This window comes from Burkholderia catarinensis, assembly GCF_001883705.2.
GTDB lineage: Bacteria > Pseudomonadota > Gammaproteobacteria > Burkholderiales > Burkholderiaceae > Burkholderia > Burkholderia catarinensis.
The window spans coordinates 1-23,280 of the sequence record NZ_MDEQ02000017.1 but is presented as its reverse complement, the minus strand read 5'-3'; the positions used below and the strand labels follow the sequence as shown (position 1 = coordinate 23,280).

Below are 23,280 nucleotides of genomic sequence, written 5' to 3'. Positions count from 1 at the left end.
AGGATTCGACCGTAGAATCCGCCCGACCCATACCGTTCCCGTCGCTCGCCAGGAGTCCTCATGCCCACGCCCGCCCGATATGACACCGTTGCGCGCTTTCTTCACTGGCTGATTGTGGCGCTGATCGTCGCGCAATATGCGATCGGCTGGACGATGCCCGATGTGCATCGCGACACGCAACCGGTCGGCCTGATCGCCGCGCACCTGCTCGTGGGGACGGCCCTGCTCGCCGCGATGGCTTGCCGCGTGCTCTGGCGCGCGACGCATCGCCCGCCCGCGAGCGACCTGTCGCCCGCGATGCGCGCGCTGTCGGGCGTGACGCATTTCGCGCTCTACGCGCTGCTGATCGCGGTGCCGCTGCTCGGCTGGATCAACGCATCGTCGCGCGCATGGGCCGTCACGCTACTCGGGATCGTTCCGTTGCCCGCGCTGTCGGCGGCCGGCTCCGGATTCGGTCACGCGATGGGCGACGTGCACGGCATCCTCGCGTGGGTGCTGTTCGCCGGCATCTGCCTGCACGTGGCCGCCGCGCTGGCGCACCGCTTCGTGCTGCGCGATCACGTCGTGCAGCGCATGATGCCGTGGTGATCGCCTCGTCCCTCTTTCAGCGCACGCTCCCGGCATGAACCGGATTGTTCCAGTTCGCGATATCGCCTGTACTCCCGATCATCTTGCGACCAACCTGCCCGCCCATCGGGACCGGCTGGCGAGATGACGATCGCGACGCCGCGCGAAGCGGCGTGCGATGAAAGGCTTTGCAGCCGGCGCCCTTCGGCCACGCCGAGCGGCGCGAAGGGCGTGCGTATTGCCGTCACGCGAACACGACGGCCAGAAGCCACACGTATTCATATCGCCACCTAGTTGCCGGCCGGCGCCGGCATGCCGGGGGCCGGTTCATGCGGGGCGGAAGCTGCCATCCTGGCCCGGTCCTGCTCGGCAAGCTTCGCTTCCGCGGCCTGGATATCTGCCGGATACTCGCCTTCGTCCCCCCTGCCCGGGTCGTACCCGGCCGCTTCCAGGCGCATCAACTCGTCGCGAACCTGCGCGCGCGTCAGCGGTGCGGCCGATTGCGCGAATGCCGACTGACCGATGATCGCCGAGATCATCATCAGTACTGCGATATATGTTTTCATCATGAACTCCTTCAATGTTCCGTATCGATCAACCGTGGCGAATGCCTGACCCGCGAACGCAGGCGGCTGCGTCAGCTCCCGAAATAGATCGTGCAGAAGCTCTCGGGGCCGACGCATGCGGCGGAGCGTTGGCGCGGCGACATCGCCGCCGGCTTGCCCGCTTCGGATGAAGCGGCCGGATCGCTGCCGACCGCCGTGCCGGCCTGACGCTGCGGCATCTGTTCGACCTGCCACTGGAGAAGCGGGCTCACGTCCGGATACGACGTATCGGTCACGAAGCGCAGCCCGTTGTTTTCGGCGTCGATCAGTTCCTGCCGGACCTGCGCGCGCGTGAGTGCCTGTGCCGACGCTTGCGTCGCGACACCCGCGAGAGAAATCGCCGCCACCGTGGCGGCCACCAGCCAATGCCTGTTCATGTTCCACTCCTTCAGAAGTCAACGAGACGACGTGCTACACCCGTATGACGACGGAGGAGGTGGGTTTATTCCCGGTCTTTCGGCCCACCCTTGCCGGACGTTCATCAAACTGTCATTCTTTCGTCAGCCGGCGTAACCTGACGTAACGCAGCGCCCGCCGCGCTTCGTGCAGACTGACGACACCCCTTTCGGAGCGCCCTTCGATCGACCATGTCCGTCGCCTACGACTACGCAGCCCGCCTGCTGCGCACGCTGTATGACCGCCATATCGACGGCGGCGCGGTGCTCGACACGGCCGTGTTTCCCGACGCCGAGCGTTTCGTGCGCGCATGGGCCGCCATCCGGGCGGAGGCGCTCGACGTGGCGCGCGACATGCCCCGCATCCCGCGCTTCCACGAGATCATGCGCGAGCAGTACGACATCTCGGCCAACGACGCGCGCGACTGGCGGATGTTCATCATGCAGGCGTACGGCCAGCCGTTCCCGCGCAACCTGTCGCGCTGCCCGACCGTCGCGTCGATCGTCGCGGCGTCACCGGACGTGCTGTCCGCATCGCTGTCGTTCCTCGCGCCCGGCAAGCACATTCCGCCGCATCGCGGGCCGTTTCGCGGCATCCTGCGCGGCTATCTCGTGCTGTCGATGCCGAAGCGCGCGGACGGCACGCCGGCCGCCGTGCTGAAGGTCGACGGCCGCGAATACCGGCTCGACGAAGGCCGCTTCCTGCTGTGGGACGACACGTTCGTGCACGAGGTGTGGAACGACAGCGACGCAGTGCGGATCGTGCTGCTGCTCGATATCCGCCGGCGCGGGATGCCGCGTTTGCTCACGTGGCTGTCGAATGCGGTGATCGGTGTCGTGCGGCTCGGGATCCGGATTCGGGGGCGGTCGATCCCGGTCTAGCGCATGCGGCCGGCGCCGCGTTTTTCCCGGGGCCCCACGGCAACCCGTGCCGCATTGCCGGCATCACGCCGGCGGCTGACGGTCTTCCTGCGCGAGATGCGTCAAGACCTCCGCCAACGCTCGAATCCTGGGTTGCGCGGCGCGCTGGGACGGATAAACGAGAAAGTAGCCGAGGCCGTTGTGCACGATGTCGGAAAACGGCGCCACCAGCGCCCCGGCTTCGAGCCGGTCCCGCGCCATGCCCGGATCGCCGATCGCCACGCCATGTCCCTGCTCCGCCGCGGTGAGCGTCAGTTCGAGGGTATCGAACACGAGCCCGGCGCCCGGATCGATCTGCGCGGCGCCGACGGCATCGAGCCAGCATCGCCATTCTTCATGGCTACGGCCGGGATGCAGCAGCGTGGCACGCGCCAAGTCGGCGGTCGACGTCAGCGATGCCGCCAGTTCGCGTGTGCACATCGGCGTGAGGGTCTCGTCGAACAGCGGGACCGACACCATTCCCGGCCAGCTTCCACGGCCGCGCACGACGATGGCATCGACATCGGCCTCGGTGAAATCCGGCGTGTCGTCCGCCGATGTATGGATGCGCAACTCGGTCTGCGGCAAGGCCCGACGGATCGCCGGGAGCCGGGGCAGCAGCCAGCGAATCGCGAACGTCGAAGGCAGCCGCAGCGTGAGGATCGACGCGGCGCCTGCCAGGACGTCCGCGTGGCGCGCCAGTTGCGTAAGGATGTCGATGGCCACCGCCAGCAATGCGCCGCCTTCCGCGGTCAGCGTCAGCCCCGACGCATGACGCACGAACAGCGCACATCCGTAATGCACTTCCAGTTGCTGCACCTGACGGCTCACCGCACCCTGGGTCCGACACAGATGCTCGGCGGCCCGGCTGAAGCTGCCCAGTTCGGCCGCGGCGACGAAGGCCTGGAACGCCGTCAATGGCGGCAGGGCTCGCGTGAGTTCGGCGAGCGGGTATGCACGGGCCGCATGCCCGGGTTGCGGATTTTTCGATTGTTCGGTCATCGCTGCATCGCTATCGTGGTTGCGCCGGATCCACATCGGTTTTTACGGGCCGGCTCGTCAACAATCAGCGGAGAAAGATGATGGTCTCGTCGTCGGAGGCACTATACACGCGGCAGGTCGGCACCTACCTGAAAGCGCTCGAGCGCGGCGACGTCGCCGCGATCTGCGCACTGTTCACGCCGGATGCGCGAATTTTTTCGCCGTTTCTCGGCTGGATGCAGCCGACGCCGTTCTTCGAAAAGGTCGCCGCGGCATCCGGACAAAGCAGGATTACGCCGATCGACATCTGCGTCAGCACGACCGGCGCACGGCGCGCGACCGGATACTTCGTTTACGACTGGGGGCTGAAGGACGGTGCCGCCGTGCAATTCGAATGCGTCGACGTGTTCGAGTTCGACGACAGCGGTCTGATCGAGCGCATGGTCATCGTTTATGACACGCATCCGGTCAGGGGGGCGGTTGGCGACAAGTATGCGTGATCGACACGCATGAGGGCGCGACCCCGTCCGGTCATTCGGCTCCGGCGGGGCGACGGCGCAACCGGCGTCCGATGCACGATACAGCCCCGTCGCGCCCGCTGGATCGCCTAAACTACAGAACCAACGGCCCCGTCCATTCCCGCGCGGCTCCCCAGCCGTCTACCGTCATGGCGCATCTCTTCTTTGCCGCCTCGATCCAGCGGCATATCGAAACGCCCGAGCGCGAGATCGACGCGCGCACGCTCGGCGAAGCGCTTGAAGCCGTCTTCGCCGACCTGCCTCGACTGCGCAGCTACATCCTCGACGACCAGGGCGCGCTGCGCAAACATCTCTCGGTGTTCGTCGACGGCCGGCCGGTACGCGACCGGCAACACCTGTCTGATGCGCTCGGCGACGCAAGCCGGGTTTATGTCGTCCAGGCGCTTTCCGGAGGGTAGGAAGTCCGGGCCTGTATTCGAGCTTTGCATGGCACTGCCAAGGACACGAGACATGAGCGATCGAATGCTTGTCGCAACCCGCAAGGGCCTGTTCGTTCTGCAGCCTGACGGCAACGGCGGCTGGACACTCGGCGAGCCGCATTTCGCCGGCGAACCGGTCAGCATGACGCTCGCCGATCCGCGCGACGGCACGCTGTATGCGGCGCTCAACCTCGGCCATTTCGGCGTGAAGCTGCACCGCAGGCGAGCCGGCGCCGACGACTGGGAAGAATGCGCGGTCCCCGTCTATCCGCCGCAACCCGCCGACGAAGCACCCGCCCGAGCCGCCGTTAATGCCGGCACCAGCGACGCCGACGACGCGCCTCCCGGCCCGCCGCAGCCGCCCTGGACGCTGCAGCAGATCTGGTCGCTCGAAGCCGGTGGCGCCGACGAGCCCGGCGTGCTGTGGGCCGGCACGATTCCCGGCGGGCTGTTCCGCTCCGACGACTACGGCGATTCGTGGGTACTCAACCGCCCGCTGTGGGATCGCCCCGAGCGCACCGAATGGGGCGGCGGCGGGTACGACGCGCCGGGCATCCATTCGGTGATGGTCGATCCGCGCGACAGCCGGCACGTGACGATCGGCATCTCGTGCGGCGGCGTCTGGCAAACCTCCGATGGCGGCGCGACCTGGCGCGTAACCGCCGACGGCATGGAAGCCGACTACATGCCGCCCGAGCGGCGCGGCGAGCCCAACATGCAGGATCCGCACCGCGTCGTGCAGTGCGCGGCCAACCCGGACGTGCTGTGGACGCAGCATCACTGCGCGATCTTCCGCTCGACCGACGGCGCCGAGCACTGGCGGCGGATCGAGGCGCAGCCATCGAGCTTCGGCTTCGCGGTGGCCGTTCACCCGCACGAGCCGGATACCGCCTGGTTCGTGCCGGCCGTGAAGGACGCGTGCCGGATTCCGGTGAACGGCCGGTTCGTCGTCACGCGCACGCGCGACGGCGGGCGCAGTTTCGAGTGTTTGTCGAACGGCTTGCCGGAGGTGCCCGCGTACGACCTCGTGTATCGGCACGGGCTCGCGGTGGACGATTCCGGCACGCGTCTCGCGATGGCGTCGACGACCGGCGCGTTATGGACCTCCGCCGACAGCGGTGACAACTGGCAACTGGTGTCCGCGCATTTGCCGCCGGTGTATTGCGTCAGGTTCGGGTGACGGCGTGCGGCGGGCATGTTGCGCCGCACGCTTTACCGCTCGACACTCGTCCCCATCCGCGCCACCGCCACCCGCGTCTGCGCAATCTCCTCTTCCAACCAGTCGAGAAATCGCCGCACCTGCGGGTCCCGCTCCCGTCCGGGCCGGCATAGCGCGACGAAACGGGCGCCGGCGAGCCGCACCGACGGCTCGACGAGTATCAATGTCCCGCGCGCGACATGCTCGGAGGCCAGCACGGAGCTCAGCAGCGCGACGCCCTGCCCGTGCAGCACGGCCTGCAACGCGTAATGCTCGTCGTCGTAGTGGCGAAATACCGCGCGTTCGAGCCACGCTTCGCGGCCGGCCGCACGACACCACGACGCCCAGTCGATCGACACGGGCAGCGGTGTATCCCACACGGTCTCGATCAGGTCGAGCCGCTCGTCCGTGGTGTCATGCGCATCGAACCCGGCGGCCGCATACGCGCTGAAATACTCGTCGATCAACGCAATCTCGTGCAGCGCCGGGAACGTGCGCGACGTCGCGCGAATCGCGAGATCGATCCGCGCATCGCGTTCGAGATCGGCGAGCGTGTTGCCGGTTTCGACCTTGATGTGCAGTTGCGGATCGACGCGACGGAACCGGCCAAGGCGCGGAATCAGCCACATCGCGGCAAATGCAGGCGTGGTGGTCAGCACGAGCGTGCGCTCGTCGGCCGCTTCGGGCCGCACCGCGTCGAGTCCCTGGCTCAGTGCAAGCAACGCATCGTGACTCGTGCGAAACAGGCGCTCGCCCTCCTCCGTCAGCCGCACGCCGCTCGCACCGCGCTCGAACAGCAGCACGCCGAGCCGGCTTTCGAGCGACTTGATCTGGTGCGACACGGCGGCCGGCGTCACGGACAGTTCGTCCGCGGCCGCCTTGAACGCGCCGAGCCGCGCCGACGACTCGAATACACGCAATGCGGTCAGGGGAATTTTCGAAAACACGGGGCCTCGCGGGCCGGATGCGGCCGGGTTGAATTCGATTCAATCGGGGTGAGATTAGGTGAATTGAAGCGGGCGCGCAACGTGGGTAGCCTTGCGGGACGTCGCGGCACGGTGTCGCGGCGATTGCCGTCGAACCGGAGAAACAACGTGCAAGGCTTCCCGCGCAGGATCACGCAGGCGGTGCTTTACGAAGCGATCGCCATTTCCTGCATCTCGCCGGTGATCGCGGCGATCTTCAGGCAGGACCTCGTCTATTCGGGTGCGCTGTCGGCGACGATGTCGGCGATCGCGCTGCTGTGGAACATGATCTTCAACGCGCTGTTCGAGCGCTGGGAAGCATCGCGCCGGCAGCCGGTGCGCACGCTCGGGCGGCGGATCCTGCATGCCGCCGGATTCGAAGGCGGGCTGATCTTCATGCTCGTGCCCGTCGTGTCGTGGTGGCTCGACATCTCGTGGCTCGACGCGTTCGTCGTCGATATCGGGCTGTTCGCGTTCTTCTTCTGCTATGCGTTCGTATTCCAGTGGGCGTTCGATCGCGTGTTCGACGTGCCGGCGGCGACGAAGGGGGTGTGAGCCGGACGCTCACGCGCCCGCGGCAATTTTCGGCAGTTGCCAACCGAAGCGCACCGCCGCCATTCGAAGCGCAAAACATGCGACGCCACCCAGCACGGCCGCGACCACCGGCGGACAACCGAGTCGCCTGCACGCGACGACGAACACCGCGCCGAGCAGCGCAGCGCTCGCATAAATGTCCGTGACCAGTACGACCGGCACCCGCGCGAGCAGAAGATCGCGCACGACGCCGCCACCGCAGCCGGTAACGGCGCCCATCAGCGTCGCAATGAACGGGTGAACCCGGAATTCGAGCGCCTTCACCGCGCCCGCGACCGCGAACAACGCCAGGCCGGCCGCATCGAGCGTCGTGAGCAGCGACGACGAAAACGCGGCCACCCGTGCGTGAAAGACAAACGCGAAAAGCCCGGAAGCGAATGCGAGCGCCGGATAACGCCAATCGCTCACGGCACTCGGCGGCCGTGCGCCGATCAACAGATCGCGGATCACGCCGCCGCCGAGCGCGACGACGAGCGACAGCACCATCACCCCGAACAGGTCGAGTCCGGCGCCGATCGCCGCATTGGCCCCCTCGATCGCGAACACCACCGTGCCCGCGAGATCGGCGGCGAGCACGACTTGCTCGATGCGCTTCATGCGACCGAATGGCCGGGGCGCTGCATCGTCCGGCTGCAGCCTGCGTCGAGCGAAGCGCGCGCGCCGTTCAGCCGCGTGCCGACTTCGCGTTGCCATCCGGATGCACCAAGCGTGTTGCGGATCATTGCCGCCTCCTCGATCGGGATCGAGCAGTCTAACGCATCGTCCGCCGACCATCGGGCCGAGCCTGAAGCGGACAGCAAAAAGCCGGCGGAAGCAGGACACCCTGCTTCCGCCGGCCCGGGAACACGTCGGACTTCCGGCCGAAACCGCGAAGGCCGACGCGCCAGACTCAATGCACGCCGAGGTACGCCTTCACCGCCGGCAGCCCCGGCTTGCCGTCGAGCGTCGTCACGCCCGCGAGCCACTTGTCGAGCGCCTGCGGGTTCGCCTTCAGCCATTCGGCCGCCGCCTTGTTCGGGTCTTCCTTGTTCATGATCGGCATCATCACGTGGTTCTCGATCGACGTCGTGAACTGCAGGTTCGACACGAACTTCGCGACGTTCGGGCAGCGCTGCGAGTAGTCGGGCGGCGTTGCCGTCAGCACCTTCGCTTCGCCGTAGTTCGGGCCGAACACGTCGTCGCCGCCGGTCAGGTAGTCGATCTTCATCTGCACGTTCATCGGATGCGGTTCCCAGCCGAGGAACACGATCCACTGCTTGTCGCGGGCCGCGCGGTTCACCTCGACCAGCATCCCGGCCTCGCTCGACTCGACCAGCTTGAACTTGCCGAGGCCGAACTGGTTGCCGTCGATCATCTTCTTGATCAGCGCATTGCCGTCGTTGCCCGGCTCGATCCCGTAGATCTTGCCGTTGAGCTTGTCCGCGTACTTCTGGATATCCGCGAACGACTTCAGGCCGCCCTGGTACACGTAGTCGGGCACCGCGAGCGTGTATTTCGCGCCGGTCAGGTTCGGCGTCGCGAGCACCTTGATCGTGCCGGCCTTCGTGAACGGCTGGATGATCGGGTCCATGGTCGGCGACCAGTAGCCGAGGAACACGTCGATCTGCTTGCTCTTGATCCCGGCGAACGTGATCGGCACCGATGCGATTGTCTTGGTCGGGTTGTAGCCGAGCCCCTGCAGCATCGTCGACGCCAGGCCCGTGGTCGCCGCGATGTCGGACCAGCCGACATCCGCGAAGCGCACGTTCTTGCATACGGGCGGATCGGCCGCATAAACGGCCGACATCGGCGCGGTTATCCCGACCCCGCACACCGCTGCGATCAATAGGCGCTTCATCTTTCTTCTCCTCAAAGTGATGTCGTTTGCAATGCGGGATCGTTTATTGAAGCCGCGCGCCGCGATCCCGGCGACGTCGCGATAATGATTCTCTCGGGTCAGCGCCCCGGCAACCTGCGCTCGTAGCTCGGCGCATGGCCGAACTGCGCGCGGTATGCCTTGCTGAAATGACACGGCGAATGGAAGCCGCAGACCGTCGTCACGCGCGCGATCGACGCGTCGGTCGTGCGCAGCAGGTCGCGGGCGCGCTTCAGCCGCAGCGTCAGGTAATAGTGGGTCGGCGACACGTTCAGGTACACCTTGAACATCCGCTGCAGGTGCCGCTGCGACAGCCGCACGAGCCGCGCGAGTTCCTCGAGCGACAGCGGCTCCTCGATATTCGCCTCCATCAGCCGCACGACCTCGATCAGCTCGGCGCGCGAGAAGCCGACGCGCGCATCGACGGGAATCGGCTGCGTGTCGGTCGAACTGCGGATACGCTCCAGGATGAACTGCTCCGACACCTGCGCGGCCAGCTGCTGGCCGAACCGCATGCCGACGAGGTTCAGCATCAGGTCGAGCGGCGCGGTGCCGCCCGTGCAGGTCAGCCGGTCGCGATCGACAACGAATAGTTCATCGGCGAAACCGACCTGCGGAAACTCGGCATGCAGCGCGGACAGGTTCTCCCAGTGCACGGTGCAGCGATAGCCGTCGAGCAGCCCGCTCGACATCAGCGCGTACGCGCCCGTGCAGATGCCGCCGAGCGGCAGCCCGCGTTCGGCGAGCGCCGCGAGCGTATCGCGCGCGCCCTCGTCGACCACGTCGCGGATGCGGATGCCGCCGCACACGATCATCACGTCGGGCAGGTCCGTGTAGTCGAGCGCCTGCGTGGGCCGCACCGCGATGCCGTTGCTGGCATGCGCGGGGGCGCCGTCGAGCGAGTAGATCGACCACCGGTAATGATCGGCGCGCCCGACGTAGTTCGCCATCCGAAGCACTTCGACCGCGCTCGAGAACGCGATCATCGAGAAGTTCGGCAGCGTCAGGAAGCCGAAATGGGCGAGGGACGAAACCGGTGAAACGCAGGCGGCGGGCGCGACAGCGACGGCGGACGTCACATCGGTCTCCTGGCGAGGAGGTTGCAGGGGGCCAGCCCCGCGGCCAAGGCCGCGGAAGCCGTTATCGATTCAGGGAAGGCGGCCGGGAGACGGGCCGGCCGCCAGTCGGTCAGGCCTGTGCGGGTGTAGCCTTCACGCGAAAGAGATGCTTGAGGCCCGAGAACAGCGGTGCCTTCACGGTGCCCGGCGCGCGGCCGAAGCTCTCGGTGATGCGGTCGAGAATGATCGCGAGCAGCACGACCGACAGACCGCTTTCGAAACCGAGGCCGATGTCAAGGCGCTGGATACTCGCGAGCACGTCGTTGCCGAGACCGCCCGCGCCGACCATCGACGCGATGATCACCATCGACAGCGCCATCATGATCGTCTGGTTCACACCCTGCATGATCGACGGCAGCGCGTTCGGAAACTGCACCTTGTACAGCAGTTGCCACGGCGTGCAGCCGAAGGCCTGGCCGGCTTCGACGATCTCGCGGTTCACGTGGCGGATGCCGAGGCTCGTCAGCCGCACCGCGGGCGGCATCGCGAAGATCACCGTCGACAGGATCCCCGGCACGCGGCCGAGACCGAACAGCATCGCGGCCGGAATCAGGTAGACGAAGGCGGGCATCGTCTGCATCAGGTCGAGGATCGGACGCACGATCGCGGCGACCCACTTGCTCTTCGCGGCCCAGATGCCGAGCGGGATGCCGAGCACGAGGCTGATGATCGTCGACGACAGCGTGAGGCCGAGCGTGATGACCGTCTGGTCCCAGAAGCCCGTCGCGAAGATCAGCAGCAGCGCAGCGGTGGTGAACAGCGCAAACCGCCAGCCCACCCGCCACAGCCCGACGCCGATGAAGATCGCCATCATCAGCCACATCGGGATCGCCTGCAGGCCGTGCTCGACGAATGCCGCGAGCCCCTCGATCGCTTGACCGATGGCATCGAACGTCTTCGCGTCGTGGTCGAGCAGGTAGTGAACGGACTGGTCGACCCAGGTACCGAGCGGAATCATTTCAGACATGGGAGCCTCGCGAACGCGTGATGGCCTTCAGGATGAGCGCACGATCGACCGAGCCGCAGTAGCAGCCGTCGTCGTCGACGACGGGCAGTGCATTCGGGCTCGCGACCACACGCGCGACGACATGTTCGAGCGACGCATCGTGCCGGATGCTTTCGATCGGCCGCACCGACGGCGTGGCCTCACCGATCGCCTCGCGCGTGACGAAGCCGCGAATCTTGCGCTGGGCGTCGAGCACGAACGCGTAATCGGCACTGCCGTTCAGCGTCGCCGCGACGTTCGCGGCATCGCACTTCGACACGATCGGCACGGCGCCCGTCTGCATCAGGTCGGCGGCGGTGAGGTAGCGGCTGGTGTCGATGCCGTCGAAGAACGCGCGCACGTAATCGTCGGCCGGGTTCGCGATGATGTCCTGCGGCGTGCCGACCTGCACGAGCCGGCCGCCTTCCATGATCGCGATGCGGTTGCCGATGCGCAGCGCTTCCTCGAGATCGTGCGACACGAACATGATCGTGCGGCGTTGCTCCTTCTGCAGTTGCAGCAGCACATCCTGCATTTCCCTGCGCTTGAGCGGATCGAGCGCGGAGAACGCCTCGTCCATGATCATCAGCGACGGGTTCACGGCCAGCGCGCGGGCGAGGCCGACGCGCTGCTGCATGCCGCCCGACAGCTCGGACGGCAGCTTGTGCGAAAACGGGGCGAGGCCGACCTGCTCGAGCACGTCCATCGCACGGCGCTCGCGCTCCTTCTTGCCGACGCCCGCGACCTCCAGGCCGAACGCGGCATTCGACACCACGCTGCGATGCGGCATCAGCGCGAACGACTGGAACACCATGCTCATGTCCTTGCGGCGCAGCGCGGTCAGCGCGGAGCGGCGCGCCGACGCGACATCGAGCCCGTCGATCATCACCTTGCCGGCGCTCGGATCGACCAGCCGGTTCACGAGGCGGATCAGCGTGGATTTGCCGGAGCCGGACAGGCCCATCAGCACGAAAATTTCGCCTTCCTGCACATCGAAGGAGACGTTGTGCACGCCGACGACCTGACCGGTGCGCTTGAGCACATCGTCCTTCGTCGCACCGGCGGCGAGCATGTCGAGCGCCTGCTGCGGATTACTTCCAAACACCTTGCACAGACCTTCGACCACAACCTTGGGGGCATCCATCGAAACCTTCTCCTCGTGTAGCGGGGACTCACACGTTTGTTTCATAGCGTGCCTACATAGTTGCCAGAAAAAACCCCGACCTGCCGACGAATTACGACAAACGCTTGCGCAAATACGACACGGCCTCCAGCCCCGCCTGGCGGGCCGCGCCGCCCGGCGGCACCCGATTGCGGCAGCGCAATACGCGCACACCCAGCAACGGCGGGCATCGCACGCCGGACTTGTGCGCAGCAGCGCGCCGCGCATCGCATGGCGTTTTGCGCCAATTCGCATCGGGCGCGCGTCGCTTTGCGACAATTTCACGTCCGATCCGGCGCCGCTCTTCTCAGACGAAAGAAGACACCGCATTCACCAGTAAAAAGCATGACCGTGCAAAAGGCCGCGCGGCGGCACCGGACGGCGCACGCCGCGATACCGCGCCAACCCCCAAAATCCGCGACGACCGCTGTGATACATTCCCCGCAAACACGCTGATCGCGACGTTGCCGCGGGCCTTTCGCACGATGGTCCGCCGACGGCACGCGCATGCCGGTTCGCCTGCCGGCCGTGCTGAAACCGCCTCGATCCAGGATCGACGGACGATAACGATAGTGAGAGGGAGCAAGGCGTTGAACTGGGCATTCGCCGGAATCGGTTTTGTCGTGGGCGGCATCGCCGCCTTGATCGGGGACTTCTCGGCCGCGAACGGCGCGCTGCTCGGGGCCGCCGTCGGGTTCTGCATCGGGCACGCGCTGCGGCAACGCAAGCTCGGGAACAAGCCCGCCGCACCCGACGCGATGCCCGCGACGCCGCCCCCCACGCCCTTACCGCTCGCCGATCGCGTCGCGCGCCTCGAAGCGACCGTCGAGACACTGACGCGCGAAGTCGCGTCGCTGCGCGGCCAGTTGGCCGGTGCGAAAGCCGGTGCGACCACAGCCGGTAGCGCGACGCAAACGCCTTCGTCCGGCGCGGCCTGTGCCGCACCGCTGCCTGCGGCCTCGGCAACGCCACCGACACTGACACCGGCACCGGCACCGGCACCGGCACCGGCACCGACACCGGCACCGACACCGCCCGCGCAACCCGCGGCCGCCCGGGCGGACACGCCGGCCTCCACATGGGTGCCGGTTCCTGCCGCGGTGCCCGCACCGGCAACCGCAGCGCCCGCCGCCGGCAATCCCGCGGCAAACGCTCCCGCAACTCCCGCTCGTCCCGCCCCGCCCGCGCCCCGCGAACCCGGCATTGCCGAGCGCGCGTTCCGCGCCGCGCGCGACTGGCTGCTCGGCGGCAACACGGTCGTGCGCGTCGGGATCATCGTGCTGTTCTTCGGCGTCGCGTTCCTGCTCAAGTACGCGGCCGACAACAGCATGCTGCCGATCGAATTCCGCCTCGCGGGCACGGCGCTCGCCGCGGCCGCGCTGCTCGCGATCGGCTGGCGCGTGCGTACGCGGCGCTCGGCGTACGGCCTCGTGCTGCAGGGCGGCGGCGTCGGCATCCTGTACCTGACGATCTTCGCCGCGACGAAGCTTTATACGCTGCTGCCCGTCGGCGCCGCGTTCCCGCTGATGGTCGCGGTCTGCGCGCTGAGCGCGTTCCTCGCGGTGCGGCAGAACGCGCTGCCGCTCGCGTTCATGGGCAGCGCGGGCGGCTTTCTCGCGCCGGTGCTGCTGTCGACCGGCCAGGGCAACCATGTCGCGCTGTTCAGCTACTACGCACTGCTGAACGCGGGCATCTTCGCGATCGCGTGGTTCAAGGCCTGGCGTCCGCTGAACCTGCTCGGCTTCGTGTTCACGTTCACGATCGGCTCGGCGTGGGGCGTGACGGCCTACCGCCCCGCGCTGTTCGCGAGCACCGAGCCGTTCCTCATCCTGTTCTTCCTGATGTATGTCGGCATCGCGCTGCTGTATGCGGTGAAACGCGAGCTGGCGTTGCGGCACTACGTGGACGGCACGCTCGTGTTCGGCACGCCGATCGTCGCGACCGCGCTGCAGGCGGCGCTCGTGAAGGACATGCCGTTCGGGCTCGCGTGGAGCGCCGTCGCGCTGTCGGCGTTCTACGTCGCCGTCGCCGCATGGCTCGCGCGGCGCCGCGACCGTCTCGCGCTGCTGTTCGAATCCACGCTCGCGCTCGCGGTGATCTTCGCGACGCTCGCGGTGCCGCTCGCGTTCTCGGGCCCGACGACCAGCGCCGCGTGGGCGATCGAGGGCGCGGCCGTCGTGTGGCTCGGCGTGCGCGAGAAACGCCTGCTGCGGTTCGGCTTCGGGCTGCTGATGCAGGTTGCCGCGGCCGGCGCATTCTTCACGAGCCTGCTCGGGCCGGCCGACACCACCGCGCTGCCCGTGCTCAACAGCCCGACCATCGCGATGCTGCTGATCGCGCTCGCCGGCCTGTTCACCGGCTGGTGGCTGCACGGGCGACGGGAAGCACGCGCGTGGCACGCGTGGATGCCCGAGATCGGCGCCGCGGCCGCGGCGTGGGGGCTGCTGTGGTGGATCAGCGGCGGGCTGCACGAAATCCTCGTCTACGCGAGCCGTCACGTCGACCTGCATGCCGACCGCTTCGTCGTCGATACGACCGCGCTGTTCGCCGCCGGCACCGCGTGGCTCGCGCACGTCGCGCGCCGCCGGCTTGCATGGCCGCTCGCCGAATGGCCCGCGCTCGCGCTGACGCCGGTGCTGGCGCTGCTCGCGCTGCGCGCGTTCGACGCGCACGAAGCGCCGCTGTCGGGCATGGGCGCGTTCGCGTGGCCCGTCGCCGTCGGCGCATGCCTCGCGCTGCTGTGGCGCCAGTCGCGCGGCGCGGCAGGCGCCGAACCCGCGAAGGGCGCGGCGCCCGGCATCGGGCAATCCGTCGCCGCAGGCATCATCGCGCCGCTGCATACGCTGACGTTCTGGACTCTGTGCGGACTGCTGTCGCTCGAAGGGTTCTGGCGCCTGCGCGCGTTCGTCCCCGAAGGCGCATGGAGCTGGAGCGCGTGGGCCTACGGCTTCGGCGTGCTGCTCCTGCTGGTGTCGGGCCCCGGCTCGCGCCTGCGCTGGCCCGTCGCGGCGTTCCCGCGCGCATACCAGGTGTGGGGCGCGGCGCCGCTCGCCGCGCTGCTGTGGCTGTGGAGCATCGCCAGCGTGATCAGCGACGGCGACGCAGCGCCGCTCTTCTGGCTGCCGCTGCTCAATCCGCTCGACATCGCGCAGAGCCTGGTCTTCGTCGCGTTCGCCGCATGGCTGCGCCGCCTGAAGGCGCTCGGCATCGCATGGCACCCGCGCGTCGTCGACTATGCGGCGATCGCGACCGTGTTCCTGTGGTTCAACGCGCTGATGCTGCGCACGCTGCATCACCGCTTCCACCTGGCCTACGACATCGACACCGTACTGTCGTCGTTCGGCATCCAGCAGGTGTTCATGGTCGGCTGGAGCCTGTTCGCGTTCGCCGGGATGTGGCTGACGCGCCGCGACGGCATCGCCCGCGTGTGCGCGCTCGCGTCGCTGCCGCTGATCGTCGTGATGTGGGCGTGGACCTTCTACGCGAACTTCACGCAGGACGGCGGAAGCTGGGCGCGCGTGCCGCTTTTCAACCCGCTCGATCTCGTGCTCGCGGTCGTCTATGCGCTCGCCGCGTCGTGGTTCGTGCGCGCGCGCAAGCTCGGCTGGTCGTTCGGCAAATATCGCGTCGAACTGCTGAGCGCGGCGGGCGCGACCGCTTTCCTGTGGCTGAACGCGATCCTGCTGCGCACATTGCATCACTGGGCCGGCGTGCCGTACGAATTCGGCGCAATGGCCGAATCGACGCTCGTGCAGGCGTCGGTGTCCGTGTACTGGACGCTCTGCGCGCTCGCGATCACGATCTGGGCCACGCGCCGCGGGCTGCGGCCGCTGTGGTTCGTCGGCGCCGCGCTGCTCGCGCTCACGGTCGTCAAGCTGTTCCTGTTCGACCTGTCGCACGTGACCGGCATCGAGCGCATCGTGTCGTTCATCGGCATCGGCGTGCTGCTGCTGTTGATCGGCTATTTCTCGCCGCTGCCGCCGAAGGCCGCGGCCCAACAGGACGACGCGCGATGAAGCGACTCGCCGCCCTGCTCGGACTGAGCCTGCTCGCGTCGTTCGCGGCGGCCGACGGCACGCCGGGCGCCGGACGCGTTGCCCAACGCTTCTCGCTCGACCTCGACGGCAGCGCCGCGTATTACCAGCTCACCGTGCCGCAGCCCGTGTATGCGGCGAGCCGGCGCGACGATCTCGGCGACGTGCGCATCTTCAACGGCGCCGGCGAGCCGGTGCCGTATTCGCTCGACGCGCCCGCCGCGGCCGCGCCCGTCGTGCCGCCGTCGCGCACGCCGGTGCACTGGTTCCCGCTGCCGCCTGCGCGCGCCGACAACGGCAATGCATCGCTCGGCGTGACGGTCGGCCCGGACGGGGCGCTACGCGCAGCCGTCGCCGCGCCGTCGCGCGCGAAGCGCGGCGCGGATCTCGTCGACCTGTCGCATGCGAACGGCGACATCGACGCGTTGCTCGTGCACGTGGGCGACGACAGCTACCAGGGGCGTGTCGCCGTCGAAGCGAGCGACGACCTGCGCAGCTGGCGGCCGCTCGGCAGCACGCAGTTGCTGAAGGTCGGCCACGGCGACGACATGCTGGTGCAGGAGCGCATCGCGCTCGAAGACGCAGCCCCGCGCTACCTGCGGCTGGACTGGCTCGACGGCGCGCCCGCGATCTCGTCGATCGACGTCGAGACGCATCCGCGCGACACGCGCGGGACCGACACCGCGTCCGTGCCGCGCCAGTGGCGCGACGCCGCGCGCGTGCGGGCCGGCGGCACGCCCGGCGAGTACCGGTTCGACACCGACGGCGCGTATCCGGTCGACCGCGTGCGCATCGACCTGCCGCAACCGAACACCGTCGCGCGCGCGACACTGCAGAGCCGCGCCGACGCGCAGGCGCCGTGGCGCGACGTCGCGGGCGGCGTGCTGTTCCGGCTCCAGGGCAAGGCCGGCGAGCAACGCAATCCGCCGCTCGAGTTCGCGGCGAATGCGGATCGCGCGTGGCGGATCGTCGTCGACATGCGCAACGGCGGATTCGGCGGCGGCCAGCCGGCCGTCGCGATCGGCTGGCATCCCGCCGCGCTGACTTTCGTCGCGCGCGGCGCGCCGCCGTTCACGCTCGGCGTCGGCGACGCGACGCTCGTGTCGTCGGCCGTGAGCCGCGACGCGCTGCTGGTCGGCATGGCGCCCGAAGTGCGGCCTGCGCGCGTCGGCGCGGCGCTGCCGGTATCGGCGGTCGCGCCGGTGGCGGCCGCCGATACGGACGCGACGCGCCGCTACGTGCTGTGGGGCGCGCTCGTCGTTGCGGTCGGCGTGCTCGGCACGATTGCGTGGCGTCTCGCGAAAGGCGGCGGCGACACGCGCGGACGCGACGAGTGACGCCGCGCGGTCATGCGCACCGCCCGTCGCCCGTCTTTACGCACCGTTTATCTCGCGTGCCGGTTTCTTTCGACGGTCGCAATGCATAACTGCGTACAGTCGTCGCATCGGAACCACGATGCGACAACATGCAGGAAACCTATCCATCGTATGACCGGCCGGCGCCGCGCACGCGCGTGCGCCCGGCCCTGCGGCTGAAGCGGCTTCTGCTGCTCTTCCCGATCGTGCTGCCGCTGTCAACCGCATTGCTCGCGCATGCCGACGATACGCCCGCAGCACCGGTCACCGCCGCCAGCACGCCCGAAGCATCGCCTCCCCCCACCCTCGACACGATCGTCACGGCGCTGCGCAATCGCTTTCACGTTGCGTATGCGGACGCACGCACGATCGCCCGCGCGGTGCAGACCGAATCGAATCGCTACGGACTCACACCAGCGCTGCTGCTCGCGATCATCGCGGTCGAGTCGGGCTTCGATCGCCACGCGACCAGTGTCGCCGGTGCGCGCGGATTGATGCAGGTGCTGCCCACCGCCCATCGCGATCTAGTCGCGCATGTGAAGGACCTCTCCGATCCGGCCACCAACGTGCGGATCGGCGCGGCCATCTTCCGCGGCTATCTCGACGATGCGGACGGCGACGTCGAAACCGCGCTCGTGCGCTACAACGGCGGCACGAAGCGCTATGCGCAGCGGGTCGCGCTGCGCGTGCAGCAATTCGATGCGCAGCTGCGCCGTGCGAACGGCGCGGCGAGCGACGAGCTGCGGACGGCCGCGAACCCCTGAGCGCGCCGCTACTGCGCGCCGGCGAGCCGGTAGCCGACGCCCGTCTCCGTCACGATGTACGCGGGCCGCCGCGGATCGCACTCCAGCTTGCGCCGCAGGTGGCCGACATACACGCGCAGGTAGTGTGCATCCTTGCCGTGCGCCGCGCCCCACACCTCGCTCAGGAGGCGGTCGTGCGTGAGCAGCCGGCCCGCGTGATGCGCGAGCGCGGCCAGCAACCGGAATTCGATCGGGCTCAGATGCACGCGCGCCCCGCTGCGCAGCACCTGGCGATCGGCGAGATCGACGGTCACGTCGCCGAAGCGCACGCACACCGCGTCGATGCGCCCGCCGCCGGCTTGCCGCCGCAGGTGCGCACGAATCCGCGCAATCAGCTCGGCGGCGCCGAACGGCTTGGTCAGGTAGTCGTCCGCGCCCGCATCGAGCGCGGCTACCTTGTCGCTTTCCGCACTCAGTGCCGACAGCACGATCAGCGGCGCGGCCGAGCACGCGCGCAGCGCACGGATCAGTTCGGTGCCGCCGAGATCCCGCAGGTTCGTGTCCGCGACGATCAGGTCGGGACGTCGTGCGCCGACGGCCGCCACGCCCGCCGCACCGGTCGCGGCCTCGAAGACGTGCATGCGTTCGGCCTTCAGCGCGACACGGACGAAATGCCGGATGAACCTGTCTTCGTCGACGATCACGATGACGACGGTCGGTTCGCTCATCCGGCAGCGCCTCCGTCCGGTGCGTCATGCGCGCTTGAACGCGCCGCACAGTGCGCGTCCATGTTCAGGCCCATCCGCATGCAACCAGCCCCATGTCGATCAGCTTGATGAACGGGAACGGCAACAGCACGCCGCCGAGGCCGTACAGCAGCAGGTTCCTGCGCAGCAGCGGCGCCGCGCCGAGCGGACGATAGCGCACACCCTTCAGCGCGAGCGGAATCAGCGCGACGATGATCAGCGCGTTGAAGATCACCGCCGACAGGATCGCCGATGCCGGCGACGCGAGGTGCATCACGTCGAGCACGCGCAGTTGCGGGTACGTCGTCGCGAACGCAGCCGGGATGATCGCGAAGTACTTCGCGATGTCGTTCGCGATCGAGAACGTCGTCAGCGAGCCGCGCGTCATCAGCATCTGCTTGCCGATCTCGACGATCTCGATCAGCTTCGTCGGGTTCGAGTCGAGGTCGACCATGTTGCCGGCTTCCTTCGCGGCCTGCGTACCCGTGTTCATCGCCACCGCCACGTCGGCCTGCGCGAGCGCCGGCGCGTCGTTCGTACCGTCGCCCGTCATCGCGACGAGGCGCCCCGCCGCCTGGTGCTCGCGGATCGTCGCAAGCTTGGTTTCCGGCGTCGCTTCCGCGAGGAAATCGTCGACCCCCGCCTCCGCCGCGATCGCCGCGGCCGTCAGCCGGTTGTCGCCCGTCACCATCACGGTCTTGATGCCCATCTTGCGCAGTTCCGCGAAGCGCTCCTTGATGCCGCCCTTCACGATGTCCTTCAGCTCGATCACGCCGAGCACGCGCGCGACGCCGTCGTGCCGCTCCGCGACCGCAAGCGGCGTGCTGCCGCGGCGCGCAATGTCGGTCACGGTCGCTTCGACCTCACGCATGACGCGGCCGCCATGAGACTCGACGTAGTGCGCGATCGCGTCGGCCGCGCCCTTGCGGATCTCGCGGCCGGGGAGGTCGACGCCGCTCATCCGCGACTGCGCGGAAAAGCCGAGGAACGTCGCGTGCAGTTGCGCCATGTCGCGCTGGCGAATGTTGAAGCGCTCCTTCGCGAGCACGACGATGCTGCGCCCTTCCGGCGTTTCGTCGGCGAGCGACGACAGTTGCGCGGCATCGGCCAGCGCTTCCTCCGTCACGAACGGCGCAGGCACGAACGCCGATGCCTGGCGGTTGCCGAGCGTGATCGTGCCGGTCTTGTCGAGCAGCAGCACGTCGACGTCGCCGGCCGCTTCCACCGCGCGGCCCGACGTCGCGATCACGTTCGCCTGCATCATCCGGCTCATCCCGGCCACGCCGATCGCGGACAGCAAACCGCCGATCGTCGTCGGGATCAGGCACACGAGCAGTGCGACGAGCGCGGTGATCGTCACCACATGGCCGGCCTTCATCGCTTCAACCGCGAATGTCGAGAACGGCAGCAGCGTCGCGGTCGCAAGCAGCATCACGATCGTCAGCGCGACGAGCAGGATCGTCAGCGCGATTTCGTTCGGCGTCTTCTTGCGCTTCGCGCCTTCGACCATCGCGATCATCCGGTCGAGAAACGCCTCGCCCGGATTGACGGCGACCCGCACGATGATCCAGTCGGACAGCACGCGCGTGCCGCCCGTCACCGACGAGAAGTCGCCGCCCGATTCGCGGATCACCGGCGCGGATTCGCCGGTGATCGCCGATTCGTCGACCGACGCGACACCTTCGATGACGTCCCCGTCGGCCGGAATCACGTCGCCGGTCTCGACGAGCACGACGTCGCCGCGGCGCAGGTCGGTCGACGCCATCACCTCGACGGCCGCCTTCGCATGCGGCGCCACGAGCTTTTTCGCGACCACGTTGTGTTTCGCGCTGCGCAGCGATGCGGCCTGCGCCTTCGAGCGCCCTTCGGCGAGTGCTTCCGCGAAGTTCGCGAACAGCACCGTGAACCACAGCCACAGCGCGATCGCGACGATGAAGCCCGCGGGCGCCTCGGCCTGGCCGAACAGCGCGGCGATCCACAGGAGCGTCGTCAGGATGCTGCCGACGTACACGCAGAACATCACCGGGTTGCGGAACTGCGTGCGCGGCGTGAGTTTCCTGAACGAGTCCACGATCGCCGGGCGCACGAGCGCGGGATCGAACATCGAGCGCGCGGCCGTGCGCGCATGGCCGGGATGCTCGGGACGCTGGCCTGTCACGGGTGCGAGAGACATGGCGGTTTTCCTTTTGCCGGCGCATCGGCGCGGCGGCATCCGGCATCGGTCACGCGAGCCGGATGCCTTCGCGCATTCGCGCGTATGGCTTCCGTTTCCACGAAACCATCTTATGAAGGTTCGCGTGAAGATCGCGGCAAAGGATCGCGTCAGAGCATAAAAAGCGCGTAAACGTCCGTTTCGCCGCGACGCGGCGGGGTGTCTCAAGGGCCGTACACGAGCGGGAGCGCCACACTCCGCTCACGCGACGCTTACGCGGCAATACCAGGAAAAGTCGCCGGGGCGCGGCGCTCAGCCGAACGTGTAGCGACCATGCTGGCGCGGCCGCCACGGTGACGAGCGGCAGCTCGCGGCGCCGGCCGCACGTCGCGCTGCCCATCCGGTGACACGGCGCACGCGCGGGTCATGCCGGGCCACCGCGGCCACACGCGACGGCAACGCATACGCGAGACGCCGCACGGCCGCCACGCGCGCAGCCATTCGCGACGCCGGCGACACGCGGCGCGCGACGTGCGCGAAATGCACGACGGGCCGCTTGCAGAGGATCGCGCTGTCGTAGCGCTTGCCGGCGAAGCGCATCGTGTCGACGACCTCGAAACCCTGCACGCCGTAGAACGCCAGCAGGTGCGAAGCGGGATGCGGCGTATCGAGCGCGAGCAGCGTATAGCCGCGCAACGCGGCCCACTGCTCGGCGAACGACAGCAGCAACGCGCCGATCCCGCGGCTCTGGCAGTCGGGATCGACGGCCACCTGCCGCACGCTCGCGACGCCTTCGCGCCGGTACAGCGAACAGGCCGAAGACGGATCGGTCGCATACAGCGTGGCCGTGCCGATCACACGCCCGCCGCACACCGCGACGTAGCACTCGCCCGCTTGCGCGCGGCGCCGCGTGACGTCTTCGTCCTGATCGACGCACGTGCAGTTGAGCCCCATCGCGCCGAGCCGCGCGAATGCGCGATGCAGCATCGGCGTGAGTTGTGCGTAGCTGTCGAATGCCGGATCGAAACGCCGGACGACCACCCGATCGGCGCACACGGAAGGCGGCGCGGCAGGGGACCGTTCGGCGATCGCGTTCCAGGGTATCGACATTGCAATGCTCCGTGGTTGGGATGCCCGAAGTCTATGAGCGCGCCGGCCGCCGTCGCAAGAAAAAATGTCGTAAAAGTTTGGGGAAATGCGTGCGGTCGAGACGGTTGCGACGGTGCCTGCCGAGGCTTTCGCGTACGTCGTCGAGAACGCATGAAAGAACGCCGATCGTTGTTCGCGCAAGCAATGTCGCGTGCTCCGTTGACACGTGCGACGACGCCATCCAGACTCGCTGCTCCCCCACCGCACCGAGAGCGCTCATGGTCACCTGCTTCCTTCGCTACGTCATCGATCCGTACAAGCTCGACCAGTTCGAAACCTACGGCAAGATGTGGATTCCGCTCGTCGAGCAATTCGGCGGCACGCATCACGGCTACTTCCTGCCGTCCGAAGGCGCGAGCAACATCGCGCTCGCGATGTTCTCGTTCCCGAGCCTCGCCGAGTACGAGCGCTACCGCGAACGCTCGAAGGACGATCCGGCCTGCCAGGCCGCGTTCCGCTACGCGGAGGAAACACGCTGCATCGTCAGCTACGAGCGCAGCTTCTTCCGGCCGGTGTTCGAGTAACCGGCAACGGCCCGGCGCATCGCGCCCCTTTTCCTGACCGGGACGAAAAAAAGGTTCATCGCGGATTACCGGGGAACGCGGCGCGGATCTTCAGGAAGAAGTATTCCTCGTCGCGGTACCCATAAGCCCGACGCTTGATGACCTTGATGGTGTTGTTGATGCCTTCAACGATGCTGGTATTGAGCGGGTGGCGGCAACGAGTCACGATACCGTGCCAATAGCCCTGCAAGCGTTCAGCGAACTTTTGCAGGGCAGCGATTCCGCTTTGCTGAGCCTGTTCGATCCACTGCTCCC

22 protein-coding genes and 1 pseudogene are annotated in these 23,280 nt (G+C 68.0%); 10 read left to right on the top strand and 13 right to left on the bottom strand.

Annotated features, from left to right (window positions below; translation table 11 throughout):
• Nucleotides 1-60 precede the first annotated feature (60 nt).
• The gene (locus BFF94_RS25385) at nucleotides 61-588 is read left to right on the top strand and encodes a cytochrome b (RefSeq protein WP_128843264.1); all 528 of its coding nucleotides are present in this window, start codon (nucleotides 61-63) and stop codon (nucleotides 586-588) included.
• A 269-nt stretch (nucleotides 589-857) separates the two neighbouring features.
• Here BFF94_RS25385 and BFF94_RS25380 read toward each other — a convergent pair whose 3' ends face one another.
• Together BFF94_RS25380 and BFF94_RS25375 are read right to left on the bottom strand one after the other, a co-directional pair.
• Complete coding sequence (locus BFF94_RS25380; RefSeq protein WP_128843292.1) at nucleotides 858-1,133, bottom strand: DUF4148 domain-containing protein; 276 nt, start codon at nucleotides 1,131-1,133, stop codon at nucleotides 858-860.
• A gap of 71 nt (nucleotides 1,134-1,204) precedes the next feature.
• Complete coding sequence (locus tag BFF94_RS25375; protein ID WP_128843263.1) at nucleotides 1,205-1,549, bottom strand: DUF4148 domain-containing protein; 345 nt, start codon at nucleotides 1,547-1,549, stop codon at nucleotides 1,205-1,207.
• Between the two features lie 210 nt (nucleotides 1,550-1,759).
• On the opposite strand from BFF94_RS25375, the gene BFF94_RS25370 reads away from it, so the two are divergent.
• Nucleotides 1,760-2,449, top strand: coding sequence for an aspartyl/asparaginyl beta-hydroxylase domain-containing protein (locus BFF94_RS25370; RefSeq protein WP_128843262.1), 690 nt, complete (start codon nucleotides 1,760-1,762; stop codon nucleotides 2,447-2,449).
• 63 nt (nucleotides 2,450-2,512) lie between these two features.
• On the opposite strand, the gene BFF94_RS25365 is transcribed toward BFF94_RS25370, so the two are convergent.
• Entirely contained in the window at nucleotides 2,513-3,469 is a 957-nt protein-coding gene (locus BFF94_RS25365; protein WP_128843291.1) for a LysR substrate-binding domain-containing protein, read from the bottom strand.
• Nucleotides 3,470-3,549: 80 nt separating this feature from the next.
• On the opposite strand from BFF94_RS25365, the gene BFF94_RS25360 reads away from it, so the two are divergent.
• The 3 genes from BFF94_RS25360 (at nucleotide 3,550) to BFF94_RS25350 (ending at nucleotide 5,586) form a co-directional block, all read left to right on the top strand.
• Nucleotides 3,550-3,948 carry a nuclear transport factor 2 family protein gene (locus tag BFF94_RS25360; protein WP_128843261.1) on the top strand — a complete coding sequence of 133 codons (399 nt, stop codon included), beginning with the start codon at nucleotides 3,550-3,552 and terminating at the stop codon, nucleotides 3,946-3,948.
• 167 nt (nucleotides 3,949-4,115) lie between these two features.
• Nucleotides 4,116-4,385, top strand: coding sequence for a MoaD/ThiS family protein (locus BFF94_RS25355; RefSeq protein WP_128843260.1), 270 nt, complete (start codon nucleotides 4,116-4,118; stop codon nucleotides 4,383-4,385).
• 52 nt (nucleotides 4,386-4,437) lie between these two features.
• Entirely contained in the window at nucleotides 4,438-5,586 is a 1,149-nt protein-coding gene (locus tag BFF94_RS25350; protein ID WP_128843259.1) for a WD40/YVTN/BNR-like repeat-containing protein, read from the top strand.
• A gap of 32 nt (nucleotides 5,587-5,618) precedes the next feature.
• Here BFF94_RS25350 and BFF94_RS25345 read toward each other — a convergent pair whose 3' ends face one another.
• On the bottom strand, nucleotides 5,619-6,551 hold the full coding sequence (locus tag BFF94_RS25345; RefSeq protein ID WP_128843258.1) for a LysR substrate-binding domain-containing protein: 933 nt from the start codon (nucleotides 6,549-6,551) through the stop codon (nucleotides 5,619-5,621).
• Nucleotides 6,552-6,698: 147 nt separating this feature from the next.
• On the opposite strand from BFF94_RS25345, the gene BFF94_RS25340 reads away from it, so the two are divergent.
• Nucleotides 6,699-7,124: a PACE efflux transporter gene (locus tag BFF94_RS25340; protein WP_128843257.1), complete on the top strand. Its 426-nt coding sequence runs from the start codon at nucleotides 6,699-6,701 to the stop codon at nucleotides 7,122-7,124.
• A gap of 9 nt (nucleotides 7,125-7,133) precedes the next feature.
• On the opposite strand, the gene BFF94_RS25335 is transcribed toward BFF94_RS25340, so the two are convergent.
• From BFF94_RS25335 to BFF94_RS25315, 5 genes and pseudogenes are all read right to left on the bottom strand, one after another.
• Nucleotides 7,134-7,760, bottom strand: a complete 627-nt coding sequence (locus BFF94_RS25335) for a trimeric intracellular cation channel family protein (protein ID WP_128843290.1) — start codon at nucleotides 7,758-7,760, stop codon at nucleotides 7,134-7,136.
• Nucleotides 7,761-8,052: 292 nt separating this feature from the next.
• A complete protein-coding gene (locus tag BFF94_RS25330; protein WP_128843256.1) occupies nucleotides 8,053-9,000 on the bottom strand; it encodes a choline ABC transporter substrate-binding protein in 948 nt (315 codons plus the stop codon).
• Between the two features lie 98 nt (nucleotides 9,001-9,098).
• Nucleotides 9,099-10,097 (bottom strand): GlxA family transcriptional regulator, encoded by a 999-nt coding sequence (locus tag BFF94_RS25325; RefSeq protein ID WP_128843255.1) that lies wholly within the window; start codon nucleotides 10,095-10,097, stop codon nucleotides 9,099-9,101.
• A 109-nt stretch (nucleotides 10,098-10,206) separates the two neighbouring features.
• Nucleotides 10,207-11,103, bottom strand: coding sequence for a choline ABC transporter permease subunit (gene choW, locus BFF94_RS25320; protein ID WP_128843254.1), 897 nt, complete (start codon nucleotides 11,101-11,103; stop codon nucleotides 10,207-10,209).
• A pseudogene (locus BFF94_RS25315) lies at nucleotides 11,096-12,557 on the bottom strand (quaternary amine ABC transporter ATP-binding protein); the annotation flags it as partial. The gene choW and the pseudogene BFF94_RS25315, both read right to left, overlap by 8 nt.
• A 316-nt stretch (nucleotides 12,558-12,873) precedes the next feature.
• Here BFF94_RS25315 and BFF94_RS25310 point away from each other — a divergent pair.
• From BFF94_RS25310 to BFF94_RS25300, 3 genes are all read left to right on the top strand, one after another.
• Nucleotides 12,874-16,299 (top strand): DUF2339 domain-containing protein, encoded by a 3,426-nt coding sequence (locus BFF94_RS25310; RefSeq protein ID WP_219139990.1) that lies wholly within the window; start codon nucleotides 12,874-12,876, stop codon nucleotides 16,297-16,299.
• Complete coding sequence (locus tag BFF94_RS25305; protein ID WP_219139989.1) at nucleotides 16,296-17,654, top strand: DUF3999 domain-containing protein; 1,359 nt, start codon at nucleotides 16,296-16,298, stop codon at nucleotides 17,652-17,654. Before BFF94_RS25310 ends, BFF94_RS25305 begins: the two co-directional genes overlap by 4 nt.
• A gap of 128 nt (nucleotides 17,655-17,782) precedes the next feature.
• On the top strand, nucleotides 17,783-18,436 hold the full coding sequence (locus tag BFF94_RS25300; protein ID WP_128848645.1) for a lytic transglycosylase domain-containing protein: 654 nt from the start codon (nucleotides 17,783-17,785) through the stop codon (nucleotides 18,434-18,436).
• 8 nt (nucleotides 18,437-18,444) lie between these two features.
• On the opposite strand, the gene BFF94_RS25295 is transcribed toward BFF94_RS25300, so the two are convergent.
• The 3 genes from BFF94_RS25295 to BFF94_RS25285 all read right to left on the bottom strand — a co-directional run bounded on the left by BFF94_RS25295 (nucleotide 18,445) and on the right by BFF94_RS25285 (nucleotide 22,423).
• Nucleotides 18,445-19,143 (bottom strand): response regulator, encoded by a 699-nt coding sequence (locus BFF94_RS25295; protein WP_128848642.1) that lies wholly within the window; start codon nucleotides 19,141-19,143, stop codon nucleotides 18,445-18,447.
• A gap of 64 nt (nucleotides 19,144-19,207) precedes the next feature.
• Nucleotides 19,208-21,265 carry a potassium-transporting ATPase subunit KdpB gene (kdpB, locus tag BFF94_RS25290; RefSeq protein WP_219140012.1) on the bottom strand — a complete coding sequence of 686 codons (2,058 nt, stop codon included), beginning with the start codon at nucleotides 21,263-21,265 and terminating at the stop codon, nucleotides 19,208-19,210.
• 360 nt (nucleotides 21,266-21,625) lie between these two features.
• Complete coding sequence (locus BFF94_RS25285) at nucleotides 21,626-22,423, bottom strand: GNAT family N-acetyltransferase (protein ID WP_219139988.1); 798 nt, start codon at nucleotides 22,421-22,423, stop codon at nucleotides 21,626-21,628.
• Between the two features lie 257 nt (nucleotides 22,424-22,680).
• On the opposite strand from BFF94_RS25285, the gene BFF94_RS25280 reads away from it, so the two are divergent.
• Entirely contained in the window at nucleotides 22,681-22,986 is a 306-nt protein-coding gene (locus BFF94_RS25280; protein WP_128848432.1) for an NIPSNAP family protein, read from the top strand.
• A gap of 55 nt (nucleotides 22,987-23,041) precedes the next feature.
• Here BFF94_RS25280 and BFF94_RS25275 read toward each other — a convergent pair.
• On the bottom strand, nucleotides 23,042-23,280 hold a 239-nt coding region (locus BFF94_RS25275; protein WP_219139987.1), incomplete at its 5' end, for a transposase.

What these genes read in the sequence shown, in the direction of transcription:
- BFF94_RS25385 (WP_128843264.1), top strand. Translation starts at nt 61, where the DNA reads ATGCCCACGCCCGCCCGATATGACACCGTTGCGCGCTTTCTTCACTGG.
- BFF94_RS25380 (WP_128843292.1), bottom strand. Translation starts at nt 1,133, where the DNA reads ATGAAAACATATATCGCAGTACTGATGATGATCTCGGCGATCATCGGT.
- BFF94_RS25375 (WP_128843263.1), bottom strand. Translation starts at nt 1,549, where the DNA reads ATGAACAGGCATTGGCTGGTGGCCGCCACGGTGGCGGCGATTTCTCTC.
- BFF94_RS25370 (WP_128843262.1), top strand. Translation starts at nt 1,760, where the DNA reads ATGTCCGTCGCCTACGACTACGCAGCCCGCCTGCTGCGCACGCTGTAT.
- BFF94_RS25365 (WP_128843291.1), bottom strand. Translation starts at nt 3,469, where the DNA reads ATGACCGAACAATCGAAAAATCCGCAACCCGGGCATGCGGCCCGTGCA.
- BFF94_RS25360 (WP_128843261.1), top strand. Translation starts at nt 3,550, where the DNA reads ATGGTCTCGTCGTCGGAGGCACTATACACGCGGCAGGTCGGCACCTAC.
- BFF94_RS25355 (WP_128843260.1), top strand. Translation starts at nt 4,116, where the DNA reads ATGGCGCATCTCTTCTTTGCCGCCTCGATCCAGCGGCATATCGAAACG.
- BFF94_RS25350 (WP_128843259.1), top strand. Translation starts at nt 4,438, where the DNA reads ATGAGCGATCGAATGCTTGTCGCAACCCGCAAGGGCCTGTTCGTTCTG.
- BFF94_RS25335 (WP_128843290.1), bottom strand. Translation starts at nt 7,760, where the DNA reads ATGAAGCGCATCGAGCAAGTCGTGCTCGCCGCCGATCTCGCGGGCACG.
- BFF94_RS25330 (WP_128843256.1), bottom strand. Translation starts at nt 9,000, where the DNA reads ATGAAGCGCCTATTGATCGCAGCGGTGTGCGGGGTCGGGATAACCGCG.
- choW (WP_128843254.1), bottom strand. Translation starts at nt 11,103, where the DNA reads ATGTCTGAAATGATTCCGCTCGGTACCTGGGTCGACCAGTCCGTTCAC.
- BFF94_RS25305 (WP_219139989.1), top strand. Translation starts at nt 16,296, where the DNA reads ATGAAGCGACTCGCCGCCCTGCTCGGACTGAGCCTGCTCGCGTCGTTC.
- BFF94_RS25300 (WP_128848645.1), top strand. Translation starts at nt 17,783, where the DNA reads ATGCAGGAAACCTATCCATCGTATGACCGGCCGGCGCCGCGCACGCGC.
- BFF94_RS25295 (WP_128848642.1), bottom strand. Translation starts at nt 19,143, where the DNA reads ATGAGCGAACCGACCGTCGTCATCGTGATCGTCGACGAAGACAGGTTC.
- kdpB (WP_219140012.1), bottom strand. Translation starts at nt 21,265, where the DNA reads ATGTTCGATCCCGCGCTCGTGCGCCCGGCGATCGTGGACTCGTTCAGG.
- BFF94_RS25285 (WP_219139988.1), bottom strand. Translation starts at nt 22,423, where the DNA reads ATGTCGATACCCTGGAACGCGATCGCCGAACGGTCCCCTGCCGCGCCG.
- BFF94_RS25280 (WP_128848432.1), top strand. Translation starts at nt 22,681, where the DNA reads ATGGTCACCTGCTTCCTTCGCTACGTCATCGATCCGTACAAGCTCGAC.